17 protein-coding genes are annotated in these 17875 nt (G+C 65.1%); 11 read left to right on the forward strand and 6 right to left on the reverse strand.

Annotated elements, in window-relative coordinates; translation table 11 throughout:
- Positions 1-25: 25 nt before the first annotated feature.
- From AC1RWI_RS15990 to AC1RWI_RS16000, 3 genes are all read right to left on the reverse strand, one after another.
- Positions 26-511, reverse strand: coding sequence for an NINE protein (locus AC1RWI_RS15990; protein WP_492867394.1), 486 nt, complete (start codon positions 509-511; stop codon positions 26-28).
- Between the two features lie 279 nt (positions 512-790).
- On the reverse strand, positions 791-1198 hold the full coding sequence (locus AC1RWI_RS15995) for a hypothetical protein (protein WP_043344519.1): 408 nt from the start codon (positions 1196-1198) through the stop codon (positions 791-793).
- A gap of 159 nt (positions 1199-1357) precedes the next feature.
- Positions 1358-2491 (reverse strand): PQQ-dependent sugar dehydrogenase, encoded by a 1134-nt coding sequence (locus tag AC1RWI_RS16000; protein WP_492867396.1) that lies wholly within the window; start codon positions 2489-2491, stop codon positions 1358-1360.
- A 145-nt stretch (positions 2492-2636) separates the two neighbouring features.
- On the opposite strand from AC1RWI_RS16000, the gene rpsP reads away from it, so the two are divergent.
- The 5 genes from rpsP to AC1RWI_RS16025 all read left to right on the forward strand — a co-directional run bounded on the left by rpsP (position 2637) and on the right by AC1RWI_RS16025 (position 5822).
- Positions 2637-2891, forward strand: coding sequence for a 30S ribosomal protein S16 (gene rpsP / locus AC1RWI_RS16005; RefSeq protein ID WP_043344523.1), 255 nt, complete (start codon positions 2637-2639; stop codon positions 2889-2891).
- Positions 2892-3051: 160 nt separating this feature from the next.
- Complete coding sequence (gene rimM, locus AC1RWI_RS16010; RefSeq protein ID WP_236702030.1) at positions 3052-3639, forward strand: ribosome maturation factor RimM; 588 nt, start codon at positions 3052-3054, stop codon at positions 3637-3639.
- Between the two features lie 81 nt (positions 3640-3720).
- A complete protein-coding gene (trmD, locus tag AC1RWI_RS16015; protein WP_043344527.1) occupies positions 3721-4527 on the forward strand; it encodes a tRNA (guanosine(37)-N1)-methyltransferase TrmD in 807 nt (268 codons plus the stop codon).
- A 75-nt stretch (positions 4528-4602) separates the two neighbouring features.
- Positions 4603-4998, forward strand: coding sequence for a 50S ribosomal protein L19 (gene rplS / locus AC1RWI_RS16020; protein ID WP_492867398.1), 396 nt, complete (start codon positions 4603-4605; stop codon positions 4996-4998).
- 143 nt (positions 4999-5141) lie between these two features.
- Positions 5142-5822, forward strand: coding sequence for an NUDIX hydrolase (locus tag AC1RWI_RS16025; RefSeq protein WP_043344530.1), 681 nt, complete (start codon positions 5142-5144; stop codon positions 5820-5822).
- A gap of 15 nt (positions 5823-5837) precedes the next feature.
- Here the strand turns inward: AC1RWI_RS16025 and AC1RWI_RS16030 are convergent, their stop codons facing one another.
- Entirely contained in the window at positions 5838-6695 is an 858-nt protein-coding gene (locus tag AC1RWI_RS16030) for a sulfurtransferase (RefSeq protein WP_492867400.1), read from the reverse strand.
- 182 nt (positions 6696-6877) lie between these two features.
- Between AC1RWI_RS16030 and dnaE the strand changes: the two genes are divergently transcribed.
- Together dnaE and AC1RWI_RS16040 are read left to right on the forward strand one after the other, a co-directional pair.
- The gene (dnaE, locus tag AC1RWI_RS16035) at positions 6878-10390 is read left to right on the forward strand and encodes a DNA polymerase III subunit alpha (RefSeq protein WP_043344533.1); all 3513 of its coding nucleotides are present in this window, start codon (positions 6878-6880) and stop codon (positions 10388-10390) included.
- A gap of 96 nt (positions 10391-10486) precedes the next feature.
- Positions 10487-11743 (forward strand): glycosyltransferase, encoded by a 1257-nt coding sequence (locus AC1RWI_RS16040; protein ID WP_043344535.1) that lies wholly within the window; start codon positions 10487-10489, stop codon positions 11741-11743.
- Here AC1RWI_RS16040 and AC1RWI_RS16045 read toward each other — a convergent pair.
- Complete coding sequence (locus tag AC1RWI_RS16045) at positions 11691-12458, reverse strand: glycosyltransferase family 2 protein (RefSeq protein WP_492867403.1); 768 nt, start codon at positions 12456-12458, stop codon at positions 11691-11693. The two genes, AC1RWI_RS16040 and AC1RWI_RS16045, sit on opposite strands and share 53 nt — an antisense overlap.
- 11 nt (positions 12459-12469) lie before the next feature.
- Between AC1RWI_RS16045 and AC1RWI_RS16050 the strand changes: the two genes are divergently transcribed.
- The 4 genes from AC1RWI_RS16050 to AC1RWI_RS16065 all read left to right on the forward strand — a co-directional run bounded on the left by AC1RWI_RS16050 (position 12470) and on the right by AC1RWI_RS16065 (position 17464).
- Positions 12470-13723: an O-antigen ligase family protein gene (locus AC1RWI_RS16050; protein ID WP_043344539.1), complete on the forward strand. Its 1254-nt coding sequence runs from the start codon at positions 12470-12472 to the stop codon at positions 13721-13723.
- Positions 13720-15489: a lipid A export permease/ATP-binding protein MsbA gene (gene msbA / locus AC1RWI_RS16055; RefSeq protein ID WP_043344540.1), complete on the forward strand. Its 1770-nt coding sequence runs from the start codon at positions 13720-13722 to the stop codon at positions 15487-15489. Before AC1RWI_RS16050 ends, msbA begins: the two co-directional genes overlap by 4 nt.
- Positions 15490-15585: 96 nt before the next feature.
- Positions 15586-16173, forward strand: coding sequence for a peroxidase-related enzyme (locus AC1RWI_RS16060; RefSeq protein WP_309408146.1), 588 nt, complete (start codon positions 15586-15588; stop codon positions 16171-16173).
- Between the two features lie 76 nt (positions 16174-16249).
- Positions 16250-17464: a cation:proton antiporter gene (locus tag AC1RWI_RS16065; protein ID WP_043344543.1), complete on the forward strand. Its 1215-nt coding sequence runs from the start codon at positions 16250-16252 to the stop codon at positions 17462-17464.
- Positions 17465-17507: 43 nt separating this feature from the next.
- Here the strand turns inward: AC1RWI_RS16065 and AC1RWI_RS16070 are convergent.
- A partial coding sequence (locus AC1RWI_RS16070; RefSeq protein ID WP_492867407.1) for a hypothetical protein occupies positions 17508-17875 on the reverse strand: 368 nt, incomplete at its 5' end.

Here is a 17875-nt window from a genome sequence, read left to right on the forward strand (position 1 = left end):
GGGGGATTGGCCTGGGACCTGGGGCTTACTGCGACAAGGCGCGCGCGGCTTCGACCTGGGATTCGAAGAATGTCTGGAAACTGATGGCCAGGCCCGCCATCAGCAGGCCGGTGCCGATCAACAGGGACAGGATGACCAGGATCACGACGGGCCAGCCCGAACGGGTCGGCGTGCCATGCGGGTTGAAGCGGGCATCCCATTTGTCGTCGGGGCGCAGGCCATACACGATGGCCGCCAGGAAGGCGCTGATTACTGACGTGCCGCCGGCAATGGCAAAGGTCCAGTTCAGGGCCGGCGAGCCGGCGCCCGTCTGCATCGACATGACGCCGATGACCCCGGCGAGTGCCGCCAGCAGGTGCGCCCAGGCAAATTTATCGCGCAAGCCACCCAGGTAAAAGCGATGCAGGCCCACCGTGCCGAACAGGAAGGCCAGTGCGACCGTGACCAGTTTGGATTTGCCCTGAAGCGGCTTGGGGGCAGCGGTGGCTGAAACTCGGGTAGCGGCGGGCATGGGGCAACAGCTAGGTTAGTGGCCGGCAGGGGCGGCCGGCGGGCGCAATTCAGGTGAGTGCCAGCCAGGCTGGCGCCGGCGCTCATTGTACGCTGGCATCAACTGCGGGCGGACACCGCCGGAGCAGGGCAGGAAAATCTGCGGGTCTGGCGATGATGTGCCACGAGAGTTGCTTTCGCGGCACATCGTCGAGGAGGGGCAAGTAGAAAGCGGAGCGTGATTGCCGTGAGCACGGCAATCAGCCAGGGAAGACAGTGAGGAGGCGGGGGGGGGGCGTGCCTAGCGGCCGCCGTCTCGGCCGCGCGCTTGCCAGCCCGGGCCCATGCCGGAGCCGCGCTGCTCGCCACGCCCGGTGTCGCCTTGCATATTGCGATCCGACTGCCGGTTGCGTTCATCGTCGCGTTCCTGAGGTGGCAGGGGGCGGCCATTCAGGCGGTCATCGGCGCGCGCGCGGGCTTCCATTCGTTCGATCTGGGCTCGCACATGGTCTTGCCGTTCCGCGCGTACACTCGCCATTTCCCATGTGCCCTGGCCTGGCTGGCCATGTGCATTGCTCACAATCCGGCCTTCGGGCCGGCTATGTTGCCAAAACGCGACCTGTGCATGGCTGACAGCATTGAGGCCGAGCAAGGAAACGGCCAACAGGATGCCAGCCACCGAGTCGCGCAGGAGGGTGCGGGGGAGCATGCGGAATCCCTGTATCCTGTCGCGTGGTGAGGTTGTTCAAGATATGGGTTCATGGTACGCAGGCGTCTTCGGCGCGCCTATGCTAAAGCCGTTACCGGTGTAACGGATTGTTTCGCCACTGTCACGGGAGTCGGGCTGTATCCGGGGCGTGGCAAGGGCTCAGGGTGCGTAGCGGATGCGATAGACCGCGCCCGCCATATCGTCGCTGACCAGCAGCGAACCATCCGGGGCAACCTGGACATCGGCAGGCCGGCCCCAGGGTTTGTCGCCCTGCAGCCAGCCTTGCGCGAACACCTCCTGGCGCACCGCCTGGCCGCGCTCGTTCAGCACCACCCGGACGACGCGGTAGCCGACTGGCTTGGTCCGGTTCCAGCTGCCGTGCTCGGCAATGAAAATGCTGTTGCGGTATTCGGCGGGGAATTGCGTGCCGGTATAAAAGCGCATGCCGAGCGCGGCAACATGCGCGCCCAGCTTTGCGGCCGGCGGCTCGAACTCGGAGCAGGCGCGCTGCTTGCCAAATTCCGGGTCGGCGACGTTGCCGGCGTGACAGTATGGGTAGCCGAAGTGCTGGCCGGCCCGGGTCACGCGGTTGAGCTCATCGTCGGGCACATCGTCCCCCAACATGTCGCGCCCGTTGTCGGTGAACCAGAGTTGGCGGGTGGCCGGGTGCCAGTCAAAGCCTACCGAATTGCGCACCCCCTTGGCCACGACCTGCAAGTCGGTGCCGTCCGGCTTCATCTTCATGATGTTGGCGTAACGGTTTTCGTCGGGCGCGCAGATATTGCAGGGCGCGCCGACCGGCACATACAGATAGCCATCTGGGCCAAAGGCGATAAACTTCCAACCGTGATGCGTCTCGGAGGGAAAGCGATCACTTACCACGACAGGTTTGGGCGGGTTGTCCAGGCGGGCATCGATATCATCCAGCCGGACGATCTGCGAGGTCGAGGAAGCGTACAGCGCGCCGTTGCGGAAGGCTACGCCCACCGGCATGGTCAGGCCGGTGGCGACGACCCTGACCTTTGGGGCGGGCGCCAGCGGGTTGCGGATTGCATATACCCTGCCTTCGCCGCGGGTGCCGATGAAGAGCGTGCCTTCCGGCGACAGGGTCATGCCACGCGCTTCCGGTACCTCCGCGCTCAGCAATTCGATGCGAAAGCCTGGCGGCAGCTGGATCTGATCCAGCGGCAAGGCGGCGTTGGCGTTGGGGCCGAGCCAGGTCGCGGCCACGAACGCCAGGAAAGTGCTGGCGAGCAGGGGGCGGAAGCTGCGAATGTGAGGGTGAAACCGCATGGCGAGCTCTCCTGTCGGGGTTTTCACCACGATGCCTATGGCCGGGTGTCGAGTCAATCGCTCTAAGTGTTTGTTTGGCCTCGGAATTTGGTCTATACTCTTGCGTTTCGTGTTCGAACATCAAGTTTTCTGAGGAATCAAACCCATGGTCGTAATCCGTCTGGCTCGCGGTGGCAGCAAGAAGCGCCCCTTCTTCAATATCGTCGCTGCTGACTCGCGTAATCGTCGCGATGGCCGTTTCATCGAGCGTATTGGTTTCTACAACCCCCTGGCTTCGGCAAGCGAAGAAGGCCTGCGTCTGGTGCAAGACCGCCTGACGTACTGGACCGGCGTTGGCGCCCAGCTGTCGCCGACGGTTGCCCGTCTGGTCAAGCAAAACGCCGCCAAGGCCGCAGCCTGATTGTTGTGACGCGCGTTTCGCGACGCGTGGCAAACGACACGTGACAGAACGCAAGCAAGGCGCCCCGGCGCGGCGGCCACTCAATGTGCCGCTCGAGCCCTCGGCCCGGCGCGAGGCCGGTGAGCAGGAAAAGCCCAGTCTCAAGCGCGGTGCAACCGGGTTGCCGGCTGCGCTGGCGTATACCGACAAGCTGCCGGACGACCTGATCGAGGTCGGTTATATCGGTGCGGCTTATGGGATACGGGGCTGGATCAAGGTCCAGCCGCATGCCGACGATGCAGGCGCACTGTTGCACGCGCGCCGCTGGTGGCTGCTGAAACCGCCGCCGACCGGCCTGGTCGGCGCGGCGGATGCCGTGGCCTCCGAGGCCCTGTGCGTGAAGATCGTGCAGTCCCGCGAGCACAGCGGTACCGTAGTGGCCCAGGCGAGCGGCGTGTCCGAGCGCAACCACTCGGAGGCGCTCAAGGGACGCCGTGTCTGGATTCGTCGCGAGGATTTCCCCGCGCCGGATGAGAACGAATTCTACTGGGTTGATCTGATCGGCTGCGCCGTGTTCAATGAGCAGGGCGAGTCGCTGGGCGAAGTGTCCGGGCTGATCGACAACGGTGCGCACCAGATCCTGCAGGTGGCGCATGCCTTGCCCGATGGCAAGGCGGGTGAGCGCCTGATTCCCTTTGTCGACGCATTCCTGCGCTCGGTCGATATCTCGGCCCGGCGCGTGGTGGTGGACTGGGGCCTGGATTACTGAGCGGCCCGAGCTGCCGAAGGCAAGGGTGCTTGGCCGGCGATAGCCGGTGGGCGAGTGGTGGGCAAGTAAAGGGAGAGGCGGATGCAGTTCGACGTGATCACGCTGTTTCCCGAGATGTTTCGCGCGCTGACCGACTGGGGCATTACCAGCCGGGCGGCAAAGCAGCAGCGCTACACGCTGCGCACCTGGAATCCACGCGACTTCACCAGCGACAACTACCGTACCATCGACGATCGCCCCTACGGCGGCGGCCCTGGCATGGTGATGCTGGCCAAGCCGCTGGAAGATGCCATCGACGCGGCGTGTTCCGCCCAGCAGGCGGCGCAGGCCAAGCCGGAGGGCCAGGAGGCGCCGGTGCGGCCGCACGTGGTGCTGATGTCGCCGCAAGGCGCGCCGCTGACGCACCAAAAGGTGATGTCACTGGCACAGCGTCCCGGCCTGGTGATGCTGTGCGGACGTTATGAAGCGATTGACCAGCGGTTGATTGAGCGTCGGGTCGATGAGGAAATCAGCCTCGGCGATTTCGTGCTGTCCGGTGGCGAGTTGCCCGCCATGGCGGTGATCGACGCGGTGGTCAGGCATTTGCCGGGTGTGTTGGGCGATGCCCAGTCGGCGGTTCAGGACAGCTTCGTCAACGGGCTGCTGGATTGTCCGCACTACACGCGGCCGGAAGAATACGAAGGTGTGCGGGTGCCCGATATCCTGCTCGGGGGCCATCATGCCGAGATCGAGAAGTGGCGGCGCCAGCAGGCGCTGGCAAATACTGCGAAGAAGCGCCCCGATCTGATCGAGGCAGCGCGCAGTCAAGGGTTGCTGAGCCGGGTCGACGAGAAATTCCTGTCGACGTGGCTGGCGAAAGAAGGGCGGGAGCTTGCTCCCGCCAAGTGAAACCCCATCCTCTGCCGGGGCCCAGGCCATGCCTGGGGCAGACAACGTCGGCATGATGGACAAGGAGAAGAAACGATGAACATCATCGAGCTGATCGAGAAAGACGAAATCGCGCGTCTGACCGCGAACAAGACCATCCCCGCATTCGCACCCGGCGACACCGTGATCGTCAGCGTGAACGTGGTGGAAGGTAACCGCAAGCGCGTCCAGGCTTATGAAGGCGTTGTGATTGCCAAGCGCAATCGTGGCCTGAATTCGTCCTTCATCGTGCGCAAGATTTCGTCGGGTGAAGGCGTGGAACGTACGTTCCAGCTGTACTCGCCGCTGATCGCAGCGATCGAAGTGAAGCGCCGTGGTGACGTCCGCCGCGCCAAGCTGTACTACCTGCGTCAGCGTTCGGGCAAGTCCGCGCGGATCAAGGAAAAGCTGGCATACAAGTCGGCACCGGCCAAGGCTGCTGCTGCTCAGTAAGCCGCCAGTCGCCTCGATCGGCTTGCCGGTCGGGGCTGCGCAAAAAGGGCACCTTCGGGTGCCCTTTTTGCATCTCCGCATGCCAGGTTTGCCGCGTTGCAGCACAAACGGTTTGGCCGGCTTCTGTCATACTCGCAACGATTATGCGTCCTGCCTTTGATCCCGAATCCCTCCCCATCGTCGCCACCGATACCCGGCACCCGCCGCTGGCCGACGTGCGCCTGCGCCCGGAATTCATCCGCCATCGGCTCCAGTCGCCGCCTGCCTGGGACCCCGAGCTGACTGATGAGTCGCGCGCCTATGACCGCAGCCTGAAGCTGCGCGATGCAGCCGTGCTGGTACCGTTGGTGGAGCGTGAGGACGGGCTGACCGTGCTGCTGACCGAGCGCAACGCCAACCTGAGCGCGCACGCCGGGCAAATCAGTTTCCCTGGCGGCCGTCACGAAGCGTTCGATATCGACCGGACGGCGACGGCACTGCGCGAAACCGAGGAAGAGGTGGGGCTGGCGCGCGATTATGTGGAAGTGCTGGGTAGCTTGCCCGATTACATCACCGGCACCGGCTTCCATGTGAGCCCGGTAGTGGGCCTGGTGCGCGACGGATTCACGCTGCGGCCCGATGCGCGCGAGGTTGCCGATGTGTTTGAAGTGCCGCTAGGTTTCCTGATGAACCCATCGCATCACGAGCAGCGCCTGTTCCGCTGGGTGGACGGCGAGCGGCTGTTCTACGCCATGCCGTTCCCGCGCGAGGATGGCGGCCACCGGTTTATCTGGGGTGCCACCGCCGGCATGCTGCGCAACCTCTATCACTTGCTGGCCGCCTGAGGGCCGCCAGCGCGCTCAGGCGGCAGCCGCCGCCGTCCCTGTGCCTTCCCCGATGCAGTGCGGGCAGCTCTTGCCCACCACGTAGTGCGGGCTTTGCTGCTCTTCGGCGGTGACCACGGCACGGCAGGCAAAACACTGCTTGGGGCCAGCCGGCTCCAGGTTGGGGTTCAGCGCGGTGCGGTAGTCGAAGACGAAGCAGTCGCCCTGGTAGTGGCTGCCACCCACTTCCTCGAAATACTTCAGGATGCCCCCCTCCAACTGGTAGACGTGCTCAATGCCGGCTTCCTGCATGTGGATGGCGGCTTTCTCGCAGCGAATGCCGCCGGTGCAGAACGACACGATGGTCTTGCCCGCGAACTCGGCCTTGTGCGCGGCAATGGCCGGCGGGAAATCGCTGAACTTGGCGATGTCGTAATCGACCGCTTGCTCGAACGTGCCGACGGCGACCTCAAAGGCGTTGCGTGTATCCAGCATCACCACCGGGCGGCCGGCATCGTCGTGGCCCTGGTCCAGCCAACGCTTGAGCTCGACCGGCGTCACCGCCGGCGCCCGGCCGGCTTCGGGGCGGATCAGCGGCATCTTCATGGTGATGATTTCCTTCTTCTCACGCACCAGCATGCGCTTGAAAGGCTGGTTTTCCGACAGGCTTTCCTTGGGCTCGATATCGGCAAAGCGCGGGTCGGCATGCAGCCAGCCGAGGAAGCTGTCGATGGCCTCGCGCACGCCGGCCAGGAACAGGTTGATGCCTTCCGGCGCGAGCAGGATCGTGCCCTTGAGCCCGTGTGCTTCGCAGCGCGCGCGCATTTCCGGGCGCAAGACCGGGATATCGTCCAGTGAGATGAACTTGTAAGCGGAGATGTTTACGATCTGCATAGGTGGCGCGCGACGGGACCGCGCCTTGCGAGCGCGCGGTAACTGCCTGATTGGAAAGGCGAAATTATAACGCCTCGCAGGCTTCCTGCCGGGCTTTTCCGAGCGCCTGGCTCAGTCTTGCCATCGGGCACGTCGCGCAAAGAAGGCCGGCGCGGCCATGCCGAGCCGGTACAATTACGGCCATGTCTGCACCTCGCTTCGTTCATCTCCGTCTTCATTCCGAATACTCCGTCGTCGACGGCATCGTGCGCCTGGACGATGCCGTCAAGGCTGCGGCCGCCGATGGCATGGGCGCGCTCGCCCTGACCGACCTGGCCAATGCCTTCGGCCTGATCCGCTTCTACAAGGAAGCGCGCGGCGGCGGCATCAAGCCCGTGGTCGGCGCCGACGTCTGGCTGACCAACGCCGACGATCGCGACAAGCCGACGCGCTTGCTGCTGCTGGTCCGGGACCGGATTGGCTACCTCAATCTCTGCGTGCTGCTGTCGCGCGCGTGGCTTTCCAACCAGTACCGCGGCCGCGCCGAGATCGACCCTGCCTGGTTCGACGAAGCCGGCGAAGAGGGCCAGCCGCTGGCCACCGGCCTGATTGCGCTGTCTGGCGCGATGGGTGGCGACATCGGCATGGCGCTGGCCAATGGCAACGATGCGGCCGCGGCGCAGGCCGCGGCGCATTGGGCAAAGGTGTTCCCGCAGTGCTTCTACATCGAGTTGCAGCGCGCGGGCCTGCCCGGCACCGATGCCTATGTGCAGCAGGCGGTGCAGCTGGCGGCCAGGATGGGCTTGCCAGTGGTGGCGACGCACCCGGTGCAGTTCATGACGCCCGACGATTTCACGGCGCACGAGGCTCGCACCTGCATCGCCGAAGGGGAGTTGCTGGCCAACCCCCGCCGCGTGCGTCGCTTCACCACCGACCAGTATTTCAAGACCCAGGACGAGATGTGCGCGCTGTTCGCCGACATCCCGTCCGCGCTGGAAAACGCGGTGCAGATCGCGCGCCGCTGCAACCTCACGCTGGAACTGGGCAAGCCGCGCCTGCCACTGTTTCCGACGCCCGACGGCATGTCGCTCGACGACTACCTCGTGCACCTGGCCAAGGAAGGCCTGGAAAAGCGCATGGCGGTGCTGTTCCCCGACGAAGCCGTGCGCGAGGCCAAGCGCCCCGAGTACTACGCGAGGCTGGAGTTCGAGACCGGCACCATCATCAAGATGGGCTTCCCCGGCTACTTCCTGATCGTGGCGGACTTTATCAACTGGGCCAAGAACAACGGCGTGCCGGTCGGGCCGGGACGCGGCTCCGGCGCCGGTTCGCTGGTGGCCTATGCGCTCGGCATCACCGATCTGGACCCGCTCAAGTACGCGCTGCTGTTCGAACGGTTCCTGAACCCGGAACGGGTTTCGATGCCCGACTTCGACATCGACTTCTGCCAGCAGGGACGTGATCGCGTGATCACGTACGTGAAGGAGAAGTACGGCCACGCCGCGGTATCGCAGATCGCCACCTTCGGCACCATGGCCGCCAAGGCCGCGGTGCGCGACGTGGGCCGCGTACTCGACCTGGGCTATGGCTTTGTCGACGGCATCGCCAAGCTGATCCCCTTCAAGCCGGGCAAGCTCGTCACCATCGAGGAGGCCAAGAAGGAAGAGCCGCTCCTGACCGAGCGCGAGAAAAACGAAGAGGAAGTGCGCCAGTTGCTGGAGCTCGCCCAGCGCGTGGAAGGCATGACACGTAACGTCGGCATGCACGCCGGCGGCGTGCTGATCGCCCCGGGCAAGCTGACGGACTTCTGCCCGCTCTACACCCAGGGTGCGCAGAACGACGGCATGAGCGGTGTGGTCAGCCAGTACGACAAGGACGACGTGGAAGCCGCCGGCCTGGTCAAGTTCGACTTCTTGGGCCTGACCACGCTGACCATCCTGGACTGGGCCGAGCGCTATATCCGCAGGCTCGATCCGTCCATGGCCGACTGGAACTGCAGCCACATCCCGCTCGACGACAGCAAGGCATTCGACATCCTCAAGACGGCCAACACGGTTGCCGTGTTCCAGCTGGAAAGCCGCGGCATGCAGGGCATGCTGAAGGACGCCAAGCCTGACCGCTTTGAGGACATCATCGCGCTGGTGGCACTCTACCGCCCGGGCCCGATGGACCTGATCCCCAGCTTCTGCGCCCGTAAGCACGGCCGCGAGAAGGTGGAGTACCCGGACCCGCGCGTCGAGCCGGTGCTCAAGGAGACCTACGGCATCATGGTCTACCAGGAGCAGGTGATGCAGATGGCGCAGATCATCGGCGGCTACTCGCTGGGCGGCGCCGACTTGCTGCGCCGCGCCATGGGCAAGAAGAAGGCCGAGGAAATGGCCCAGCACCGCGAGCTGTTCCGCGAGGGTGCGGCCAAGAATGGCCTGACCGCCGAGAAGGCGGACGACACCTTCGACCTGATGGAAAAGTTCGCGGGCTACGGCTTCAACAAATCGCACGCGGCCGCTTACGCATTGCTGGCCTACTACACGGCCTGGCTCAAGGCGCACCACCCGGCCGCGTTCATGGCAGCAAATATGTCGCTCGCCATGGACGACACCGACAAGGTCAAGATCCTCTTTGACGATTGCAAGCTCAACAAGCTCCAGGTGCTGCCGCCTGACGTCAACGCCAGCGAATACCGCTTCGCGCCGACCGATGCCAAGACCATCCGCTACGGCCTTGGCGGCATCAAGGGCTCGGGGCAGGGCGCCATCGAGGACATCCTGCGCGCCCGCGAGGAAAAGCCCTTTGCCGACCTGTTCGATTTCTGCGAGCGCGTCGACCGCCGCCAGGTCAACCGCCGCACCATCGAGGCGCTGATTCGCGCCGGTGCCTTCGACAGCCTGAACGCCAATCGCGGCCAGCTGCTTGCCTCGGTGTCGCGCGCCATGGAAGCCGCCGAGCAGAAGGCCGAGTCGGCCAACCAGGTGTCACTGTTCGACCTGATGGCCGACGCCGGCGAATCGCACCGGCCCGCGCTGGTCGACGAGCCGGCCTGGGCGCCCAAGCGCATGCTGCAGGAAGAAAAGCAGGCGCTGGGCTATTACTTCTCCGGCCACCTGTTCGACGCCTACCGGGACGAAGTCGGCCGCTTCCTCAAGGGCACGCTGGCCGGCCTGGAAAAGGAAGTGCAAGGCAATGGCGGCGGCTATGGCCGCGACGTGCGTGGCAAGGTCATCGCCGGTGTCATCACCGGCATGCGCACCCAGATGACGCAGCGCGGCAAGATGTTGATCGTCTTGCTTGACGACGGTACCGGGCAGGTCGAGATGACGGTGTTCAACGAATTGTTCGACGCCAACCGCCATATGTTCCGCGAGGACGAGATGGTGATCGTGCAAGGCAACGCCCGTCACGATACCTTTACCGGTGGCGTGCGCTTCACCGCCGAATCGGTGATGGACCTGGTGGCGGCGCGTGCCAAGTACGCCGAGGCGGTCGGCCTGGCGTTCAACGGCAATGCCTCCACGGAACTGCTGCGCGAGTTGCTCACGCCCTACCTGGCGAGTGTGGCCAATGCGCCAGGCGTGCCGGTGCGCGTGAGCTACGCCACCACCGGCGCTCGCTGCGAGGCGGAATTGGGGCGGCAGTGGCTGGTCACGCCATCCGACGATGCCCTGGCAAGCTTCCGCGCGGCCCTGTCCGGCGAAAACGTCCGCATGCTCTACGGCTGACCCCGGGCTTGCCGGCGGGGCGGCACCGGCATGGCGCCGCCCCGACCGGCATTGCTGCCGTCCATCCCGTCTTTTCATGGATTACACAAGCCCCGCATGGCCAAGCAACGCATCCTCTTTCACCTGACCCACTTCCTGCGCGGCGGCATCGAGACCTCGCTGGTGTCGCTGCTGGCCTCGCTGGATCGAGAGCGCTTCGAGATCGGCCTGACGCTGACCTATCCGACCGAAGCGCTGGAGACGCATTTCCGCGCCATGCTGCCGCCGGACGTCAAGATCCATATCCTCGCGCCGCAGGCCTGGCTCTCGCGCTGCCGGCAATTGAAAAAAGCCGGCAAGCTGGGTCCGTTGGGCAAGATATACGAGGAAGTGTTGTTGCCGCCGCTGCGCAAGCCGCTGGTCAACCGGCGCTTTCGCGGCATCGCGCGGGACTATGACCTGGTGATCGACTACGACATGTCACTGTCGCGGCTGACCGGTCGCCTGCCGGTGCCGATGATCGGCTACCAGCACTTCAGCGTGGCACACCTGGAGCACGAGAATCGCCGTAAGCTGCGCAAGCTGCGACGCCAGTGCCGCGAGCACTATGACCGCATCGTGGTGCTCAACGACAGCATGCTGGCCGACGCGCAGGCGCTGATTCCCGAGGCCGCCGGCAAATTCATCCGCCTGTACAACGCCACCGACCTCGATCGCATCCGCGCGCTCGGCAAGGCGCCGTTCACGCCGCCGGCGCATCCTTACATTGTTTCGGTGGGGCGGCTGGAAGAAAGCCAGAAGGATTTCACCACGCTGCTGCGGGCCTACGCGGCGCTGGTCAGGGGCACGGGCTTGCGCGAGCGGCTGGTGCTGGTGGGCGACGGTGCTTCTCGCGGCCGGCTCGAAGCGCTCGCGCGCGAGCTCGGCATCAGCGAGCGTGTCAGCTTTGCCGGTTTCCAGGCCAATCCCTATGCATGGATCCATCATGCGCGGCTGATGGCGTTCAGCTCCAAGATGGAAGGGCTGCCCAATGTGCTTCTCGAAGGCATGGCGCTGGGCCAGTTGGTGGTGAGCACCGATTGCCCGGTGGGCCCGCGCGAGATCCTGGCCGAAGGCAAGGCCGGCCTGCTGACGCCGGTTGGCGATGTGCCCGCGCTGGCGGAGGCGATCCGCCGCGGGCTCGAGGACGCGCCGCTGCGCGCGCGGCTGCTGGCCTATGCGGCGGTCCACATCGAGCAGATGGGCTTTGGTCCCACCTCGGCGGCCTTCAGCGCTTGCGTCGAGGACATGCTGGGCGCGCCTCAGGCGGGGGCGGCAGCCCCTACAGTGGGGGCGCCTGCTGCTCGCTCTTCTGCTGCAGGTACCATAGCTTGATGTACTTGTAGTAGCTGGCCTGGCCATTCATCAGCGCCACACCGAGCCCCTGCGCGCCGTCCAGGAAACCGCGGCGCAGCAGGTAGGTGCGCAGGAACGCCCAGGCGCCATGCAGCACGGCGCCGGCGGGCGACGCCGTCTTGCCGCGCGCGAAGCCCTGCTGGGCGCCGAGGCTGGAATATTTGTCGATCTTTTGCAGCACCTGCGAGAAATCGTCGTAGGTGTAATGCAGCAATGGCGAATTGAGCCTGCCGACTGGTGCATCGGCTACCACGCGCTCGTGCACGAGATCGTCGGTGAAGCGGGCGTGGCCACGGCGGAACAGCCGTGTGACGTAGTCGGGATACCAGCCGCCGTGGCGGATGAAGCGGCCGCAAAAGCGTGACAGCCTGGGTACCTCGTACGCATTGGACTGGCCGGACGCCACTGCGGCGAGAATCTCGTCGCGCAGTTCGGGAGTGACCCGTTCGTCCGCGTCGATGGAGAAGATCCAGTCGCCGTCGGCCTTGGATACCGCCAGGTTTTTCTGGGCGCCGAAGCCAGGCCAGTGCTCGGTTTCGAAGACCTCCGCGCCCAGGCTCCGGGCCAGCTCGACCGTGCCGTCCCGGCTACCTGAATCCACTATAATCGCGCGGTCGCACCAGGACACGCTTTCCAGGCACTCCCGGATGTTGTGCGCCTCGTTTTTTGTAATCAGTACGACTGAGATTTTCATAGAGCTTGTTTATGATGTTCCGTGCCGGAAAAGTGACCGCTCTTACCAATGCGCTAGTTCTGGCATTTCCAATCCTGCTGCTCTGCGTGCCGAAAGGCGCCGGTATTTTCCTGGGCGCTATCTTGCTGCTGGCGCTGATTGTCCGTCGGGGCTTGAGGCCCATGTTTGCGCAGTATCGCGCCACGCTATACCCCATCGGGCTCGCTATTCTAGCTTTGGTGCTTGTCTTTCTGGGTTCCAAGCTCTATTTCCACGTTCCCTGGAACGTGATGGATAACCCTTCTCGCATTCTCCTGTTGTTGGTGACATGCCTGGTTATCCTCAAGATCGCGCCAGACCCGCGGCGGCTCTGGAGTGGCATCACAATCGCTTTGGCGATGAGCCTGGCGATTGTCCTGTTCCAGCGCTGGGTTCTCGACGATCCACGGCCGTCGGCCTGGACCCAGGCCATCGCGTTTGGGAACATGGTTGCCGCATTGGGGTTGATTGGTTTCGTGCGGCCTGGGATCAGCCGCAAGGCGCATCTGCTTGCCTGGCTGGATCTGGCGCTCGCCGGTTCGGTGCTGATTGTGAATGGCACGCGCGGCGCGTGGCTGGCATTGTGTATCACGATGATCCCGCTGCTCTTTGTTCGTTACCCGAGCATGAGGCCGGCGAAGTTCTTTGGCGCGGTGGCGCTCATCGCAGCCTTGGCTGCGGGACTCTATCTGGCGCCTGGCAGCCCCGTCGCGCAGCGGGTTGACCTCGTGCGGGGACAATGGGGGCAGTTCCAGCAGGGGAACACCGAGACTTCGGTAGGGGCACGGCTGAAGCTCTGGCAAATGGCGGCGGAATCGATCCACTTGCATCCCTGGCTCGGCGTCGGGGTCGGACAGTTCGCGCGGATTCCCCAAGCTTCCATCTTCTGCAAGGAGCATGGGTCGTCTGACGTTTGCACCCTTGAGCACGCGCACAACGATGTGCTCGAGGCGGCAGCGACAATGGGCATGCCGGGCATGCTGGCATTGCTGGGCTTGTTCCTGGTTCCTGGCGTCCTGTTCTGGCGGCTGCTGCGCGTATGCTGGCGCAATGCCAATTCACTGGGCATCAGCGTGTGCGCTTCCGGCATCGGCGTCGTCATGGCCAGCCTGATCAGCGGCCTGACCCAGGTGACGATGGCGCACCAGGCAAATATTGTTTTTTATGCCGGCATCATCGGGCTGTTGCTCGGGCTGGCCGCGGTACAAGCAAAGTATCCCCGCGCCGACGGGGTGGAGAAAACGTGAAAGTCCAAGAACAAAATGCGCCCCCGGCACAGGAAGCCGACACCCTGAAGCGAGTCTGGTCCTACCTGCGTCCGGAAATGCGCGTCTTCATCGTTGCCATTATCGCGATGGCGGCGGTGGCTGGTGCAGAAGGGATCATGCCCAAGGTCGTCAATGACCTGCTCGACAACGGTTTCGGCGGCGCATATGCCGGCAAGCTCTGGCACGTGCCGGCCCTGCTGATTGGCGTGGCACTGGTCCGCGGGGTGGCGCAGTTTGCTTCCGGCTACCTGCTCGCCCTGATCTCCAACCGGGTGCTGCTGAAAATGCGGATGCAGATGTTCGAGCGCATGCTGCATGCGCCCGCGCTGTTCTACCATCGCAATACCGCAGCGTCGCTGATCAATGCCGTGATCTTCGAGGTCAACCAGGTCATGCAGATCCTGACCGGGGTGCTGATCACCCTGGTGCGCGATTCGCTCACCGTGCTGGCGCTGCTGGTCTACCTGTTCTATACCAACTGGAGCCTGACGCTGGTGGTGGCGGTGATCCTGCCGGTGATCGGTTTCGTCATGGCCAAGGTCAATCGCCGCCTGCGGCGCCTTAATCGCGATCACCAGGCGCTGACCAACACCGCGGCCTACGTGGTCGAGGAAGCCGCTGGTGGCTACAAGGTGGTCAAGCTGCATGGCGGCGAGGCTTATGAGACGTCGCGTTTCGCGGCCATGGCCGAGCGCCTGCGTGGCTATTCCATGCGCATGGCGGTGGCCGGCGGGCTGAACCAGCCCGTCACGGCGTTCCTGGCGGCGCTGGCGCTGTCGGTCATCCTCACCATCGCGATGATCCAGTCGCAGACCAACCACACTACGGTGGGCAGCTTCACCGGCTTTGTGATGGCGATGCTGCTGCTGGTCTCGCCGCTCAAGCACCTGACCGACCTGAACCAGCCGCTGCAGCGCGGCCTGACCGCGGCCGAGATGATCTTTGGCCTGATCGACGAGCCGATCGAGCCGCAGGACGGCGGCTTGCCGCTTGAGCGCGCGCGCGGCGAGCTGGTGTTCGAGAAGGTGGGCTTCCGCTACGGCGAGGCCGCCCGCCCGGCATTGGACAACATCAACTTCAACGTCAGCGCTGGTGAAGTCGTGGCACTGGTGGGGCCGTCGGGCAGCGGCAAGACCACGCTGGTCAACCTGGTGCCGCGCTTCTTCGACCCGACCGAGGGCCGCATCTTGCTGGACGGCAAGACCATCGACGCCTTCTCGCTGCATGACCTGCGCCGCCAGATTGCCTTTGTCAGCCAGGACGTGGTGCTGTTCAACGACACGGTTGCCGCCAACGTGGCCTATGGCGTGCATCCGGCGGCCGAAATCGACATGGCACGCGTCGAGCGCGCGCTGGCCGCCGCTTACCTGACCGATGTGATCAAGGGCCTGCCGCAAGGGCTCGAGACCAATATCGGCGACAACGGCATGAAGCTGTCCGGCGGCCAGCGCCAGCGCATGGCGATCGCGCGCGCGCTGTACAAGGACGCGCCGATCCTGATTCTCGACGAAGCCACCTCGGCGCTCGACTCCGAATCGGAGCGCCAGGTGCAGGCCGCGCTGGAAGCCCTGATGGTTGGCCGGACCACGCTGGTCATCGCACACCGCCTGTCCACCATCGAGAATGCCGATCGCATCGTGGTGCTCGACCACGGGCGGGTGGCTGAGCACGGCACCCACGACGAACTGCTGTCGGCCGAGGGACTCTACGCCGGGCTGCACAGGATCCAGTTCGCCACCCAGTAAGCCGGCGCAGCCGGCCAGATTCCCGCTGCCCGCGGCAGCTAGCGCGGGCGGTTCATGCGCAGTGCAAAGAGGGGTGCCCCCCCGAAGGAGACCACCATGACCGCATCGCCGCCACTGAGCCGTTACCCGGTTCCCGCCATCGCTGACCTGCCCGAGGACATCCGGGCTCGCATCCTGGAAGTCCAGGACAAGGCCGGCTTCGTGCCGAACGTGTTCCTGACGCTGGCCCACCGGCCGGATGAGTTCCGCGCCTTCTTTGCCTACCACGACGCGCTGATGCTCAAGGAGGGCGGCCTGTCCAAGGGCGAGCGCGAGATGATCGTGGTGGCCACTTCGGGCGCCAACCAGTGCCTGTACTGCGTGGTGGCGCACGGCGCCATCCTGCGCATCTACGAGAAAAAGCCGACGCTGGCTGACCAGGTGGCCGTCAATTACCGCAAGGCCGACATCACGCCGCGCCAGCGCGCCATGCTCGACTTCGCTCTCAAGGTCTGCGAGGCCTCGGCCGAGGTTGGCGATGCCGATTTCGCGGCGTTGGCCAAGCATGGGTTCAGCCACGAGGACGCCTGGGATATCGCGGCCATCACCGCCTTTTTCGGCCTGTCCAACCGCATGGCGAACACCATCAGCATGCGGCCAAACGAAGAGTTCTACCTGATGGGGCGCGTGCCGAAGGCTAAGTAGCGCCTCTGGATGCACGCCCGGTGGGCGCCCGGCGCGCCCACGTCCTTGTTCCACTTCACTCGATCCGCCTGTCGCCTTGAATCCCGTTTCGCTTTTCTTTGCCCAGGCCTGCCTGGTGGTCGGTACACCGTTCATCCTGTGGCGCGGGCTGCGCATCGGCAGCATCGTGCCGCTGGTGGCCATGCAGATCGTGGGCGGCATCCTGCTCGGGCCGTCCCTGCTTGGCGCGCTGTGGCCGCAAGGCTGGCAGGCCCTGTTCGGGCCGGCGCAGCTATCCGCGCTTAGCGGGCTGCAATGGCTGGCGGTGGTGCTGTTTGCCTTCCTCTCCGGCTTGCACATCGGCGGCGCGCAGCAGCCAGGGATACGGCGCATTGCGATGGCGGCCGCGCTGGGCAGCGTGCTGGTGCCGTTCGCGCTCGGCACGGCAGCTGGCGCCTGGCTGGCCTACGCCACCCCGGATGCCGTAGGGCATGCGGCATCCGCCTGGCAATTCGCTTTCGCCGTGGGGGTGTCCATGGCGGTGACGGCGCTGCCGGTGCTGGGGGCGATCCTGCGGGAAATGAAGCTGTCCGACTCCGTGCCCGGCCAGTTGGCGGTCGGCTGCGCCGCCTTCAGCGATGCGGCCATCTGGCTGGTGCTGTCGGCCATCCTCGCCAGCGCGGGTCGTTCCTCAAGCTATGACTTCCTGCGGCTGGCTTGCCTGGGCCTTGCCTACGTCGGCGCGATGCTGTGGCTGGTACGCCCGCTGCTGGCGCGCATGCTGCCGCGGATGGCCGCCGTTGATGCACGCCTGGCGCTGGTTGCGGTGTTGATCTTCGGCTCGGCGCTGATCTCCGAATCGATCGGCCTGCACTACATCCTCGGCGGCTTCCTCGCGGGCGTCGTGCTGCCGCGCGATGCGGCCGGCGAGCTCCGGCGCCAGCTCGAGCCGGCCACCGTGGTGGTCCTGATGCCGTTCTTCTTCCTGATGACCGGGCTGCGTACCGACATCGCCATCGGCGGTCAGGCGACGCTTTTGGTGTTCGGCCTGAGCACCATGGTCGCGGTGGCCGGCAAGGTGGTCGGGGCCGCATTGCCGGCACGCCTGGCCGGCCTGCCGCGGCGCGAGGCCTGGATGCTGGGCGCACTGGTCCAGACCAAGGGGCTGATGGAAGTGGTCGTGCTGGGAATCTTGTTCGAAGCCGGGCTGATCGGCATGACGGCCTTCTCCGGCCTGCTGCTGATGGCGCTGGCCACCACCGTGCTGGCCAAGCCGCTGACGCGCGCGGCGGCGCGCCTGCGCGAGCGCTGAGCCGCGCTTGCCGTCGACGGCCTGGCAGGTCAATACATTCTGTCTAGCGGATCTGCGCGCATGTGCCGCTGCGCGGATCGAACAGCACGGGCCAGGCTTGCTCGTAGATACCCGGGGTGCAATGCTGCTCGCAATGCGCATGCGCCAGCGTGACGCGCCGCGGGTCCTGCCAGACCATCAGCGTGCAGCCGCTGCCATCGATCGCTTGCAGTTCGATATGCGGGGTCTTGCGCACCTGGCGGAACTCGGTGAGATCGAAGTGGCAGGAACCATGCCGGCCCACCCACAGTTTCCAGTTCAGGCTGCGCACATCATTGCTGGCCACCCGCATATGGGCATCCTCGCGAAAGCCGTCCTCTTCCGTGCGCTGGCAATCGGCGGCGATATCGATGTCGTGGGGGGGGATGGGCG

The sequence above is a fragment of the Cupriavidus sp. MPR-AND1C genome, assembly GCF_058809705.1.

Excerpts from the sequence above, each read along its gene's own strand:
- AC1RWI_RS15990 (WP_492867394.1), bottom strand. The coding sequence starts at position 511 with ATGCCCGCCGCTACCCGAGTTTCAGCCACCGCTGCCCCCAAGCCGCTT.
- AC1RWI_RS15995 (WP_043344519.1), bottom strand. The coding sequence starts at position 1,198 with ATGCTCCCCCGCACCCTCCTGCGCGACTCGGTGGCTGGCATCCTGTTG.
- AC1RWI_RS16000 (WP_492867396.1), bottom strand. The coding sequence starts at position 2,491 with ATGCGGTTTCACCCTCACATTCGCAGCTTCCGCCCCCTGCTCGCCAGC.
- rpsP (WP_043344523.1), top strand. The coding sequence starts at position 2,637 with ATGGTCGTAATCCGTCTGGCTCGCGGTGGCAGCAAGAAGCGCCCCTTC.
- trmD (WP_043344527.1), top strand. The coding sequence starts at position 3,721 with ATGCAGTTCGACGTGATCACGCTGTTTCCCGAGATGTTTCGCGCGCTG.
- rplS (WP_492867398.1), top strand. The coding sequence starts at position 4,603 with ATGAACATCATCGAGCTGATCGAGAAAGACGAAATCGCGCGTCTGACC.
- AC1RWI_RS16025 (WP_043344530.1), top strand. The coding sequence starts at position 5,142 with ATGCGTCCTGCCTTTGATCCCGAATCCCTCCCCATCGTCGCCACCGAT.
- AC1RWI_RS16030 (WP_492867400.1), bottom strand. The coding sequence starts at position 6,695 with ATGCAGATCGTAAACATCTCCGCTTACAAGTTCATCTCACTGGACGAT.
- dnaE (WP_043344533.1), top strand. The coding sequence starts at position 6,878 with ATGTCTGCACCTCGCTTCGTTCATCTCCGTCTTCATTCCGAATACTCC.
- AC1RWI_RS16040 (WP_043344535.1), top strand. The coding sequence starts at position 10,487 with ATGGCCAAGCAACGCATCCTCTTTCACCTGACCCACTTCCTGCGCGGC.
- AC1RWI_RS16045 (WP_492867403.1), bottom strand. The coding sequence starts at position 12,458 with ATGAAAATCTCAGTCGTACTGATTACAAAAAACGAGGCGCACAACATC.
- AC1RWI_RS16050 (WP_043344539.1), top strand. The coding sequence starts at position 12,470 with ATGATGTTCCGTGCCGGAAAAGTGACCGCTCTTACCAATGCGCTAGTT.
- AC1RWI_RS16060 (WP_309408146.1), top strand. The coding sequence starts at position 15,586 with ATGACCGCATCGCCGCCACTGAGCCGTTACCCGGTTCCCGCCATCGCT.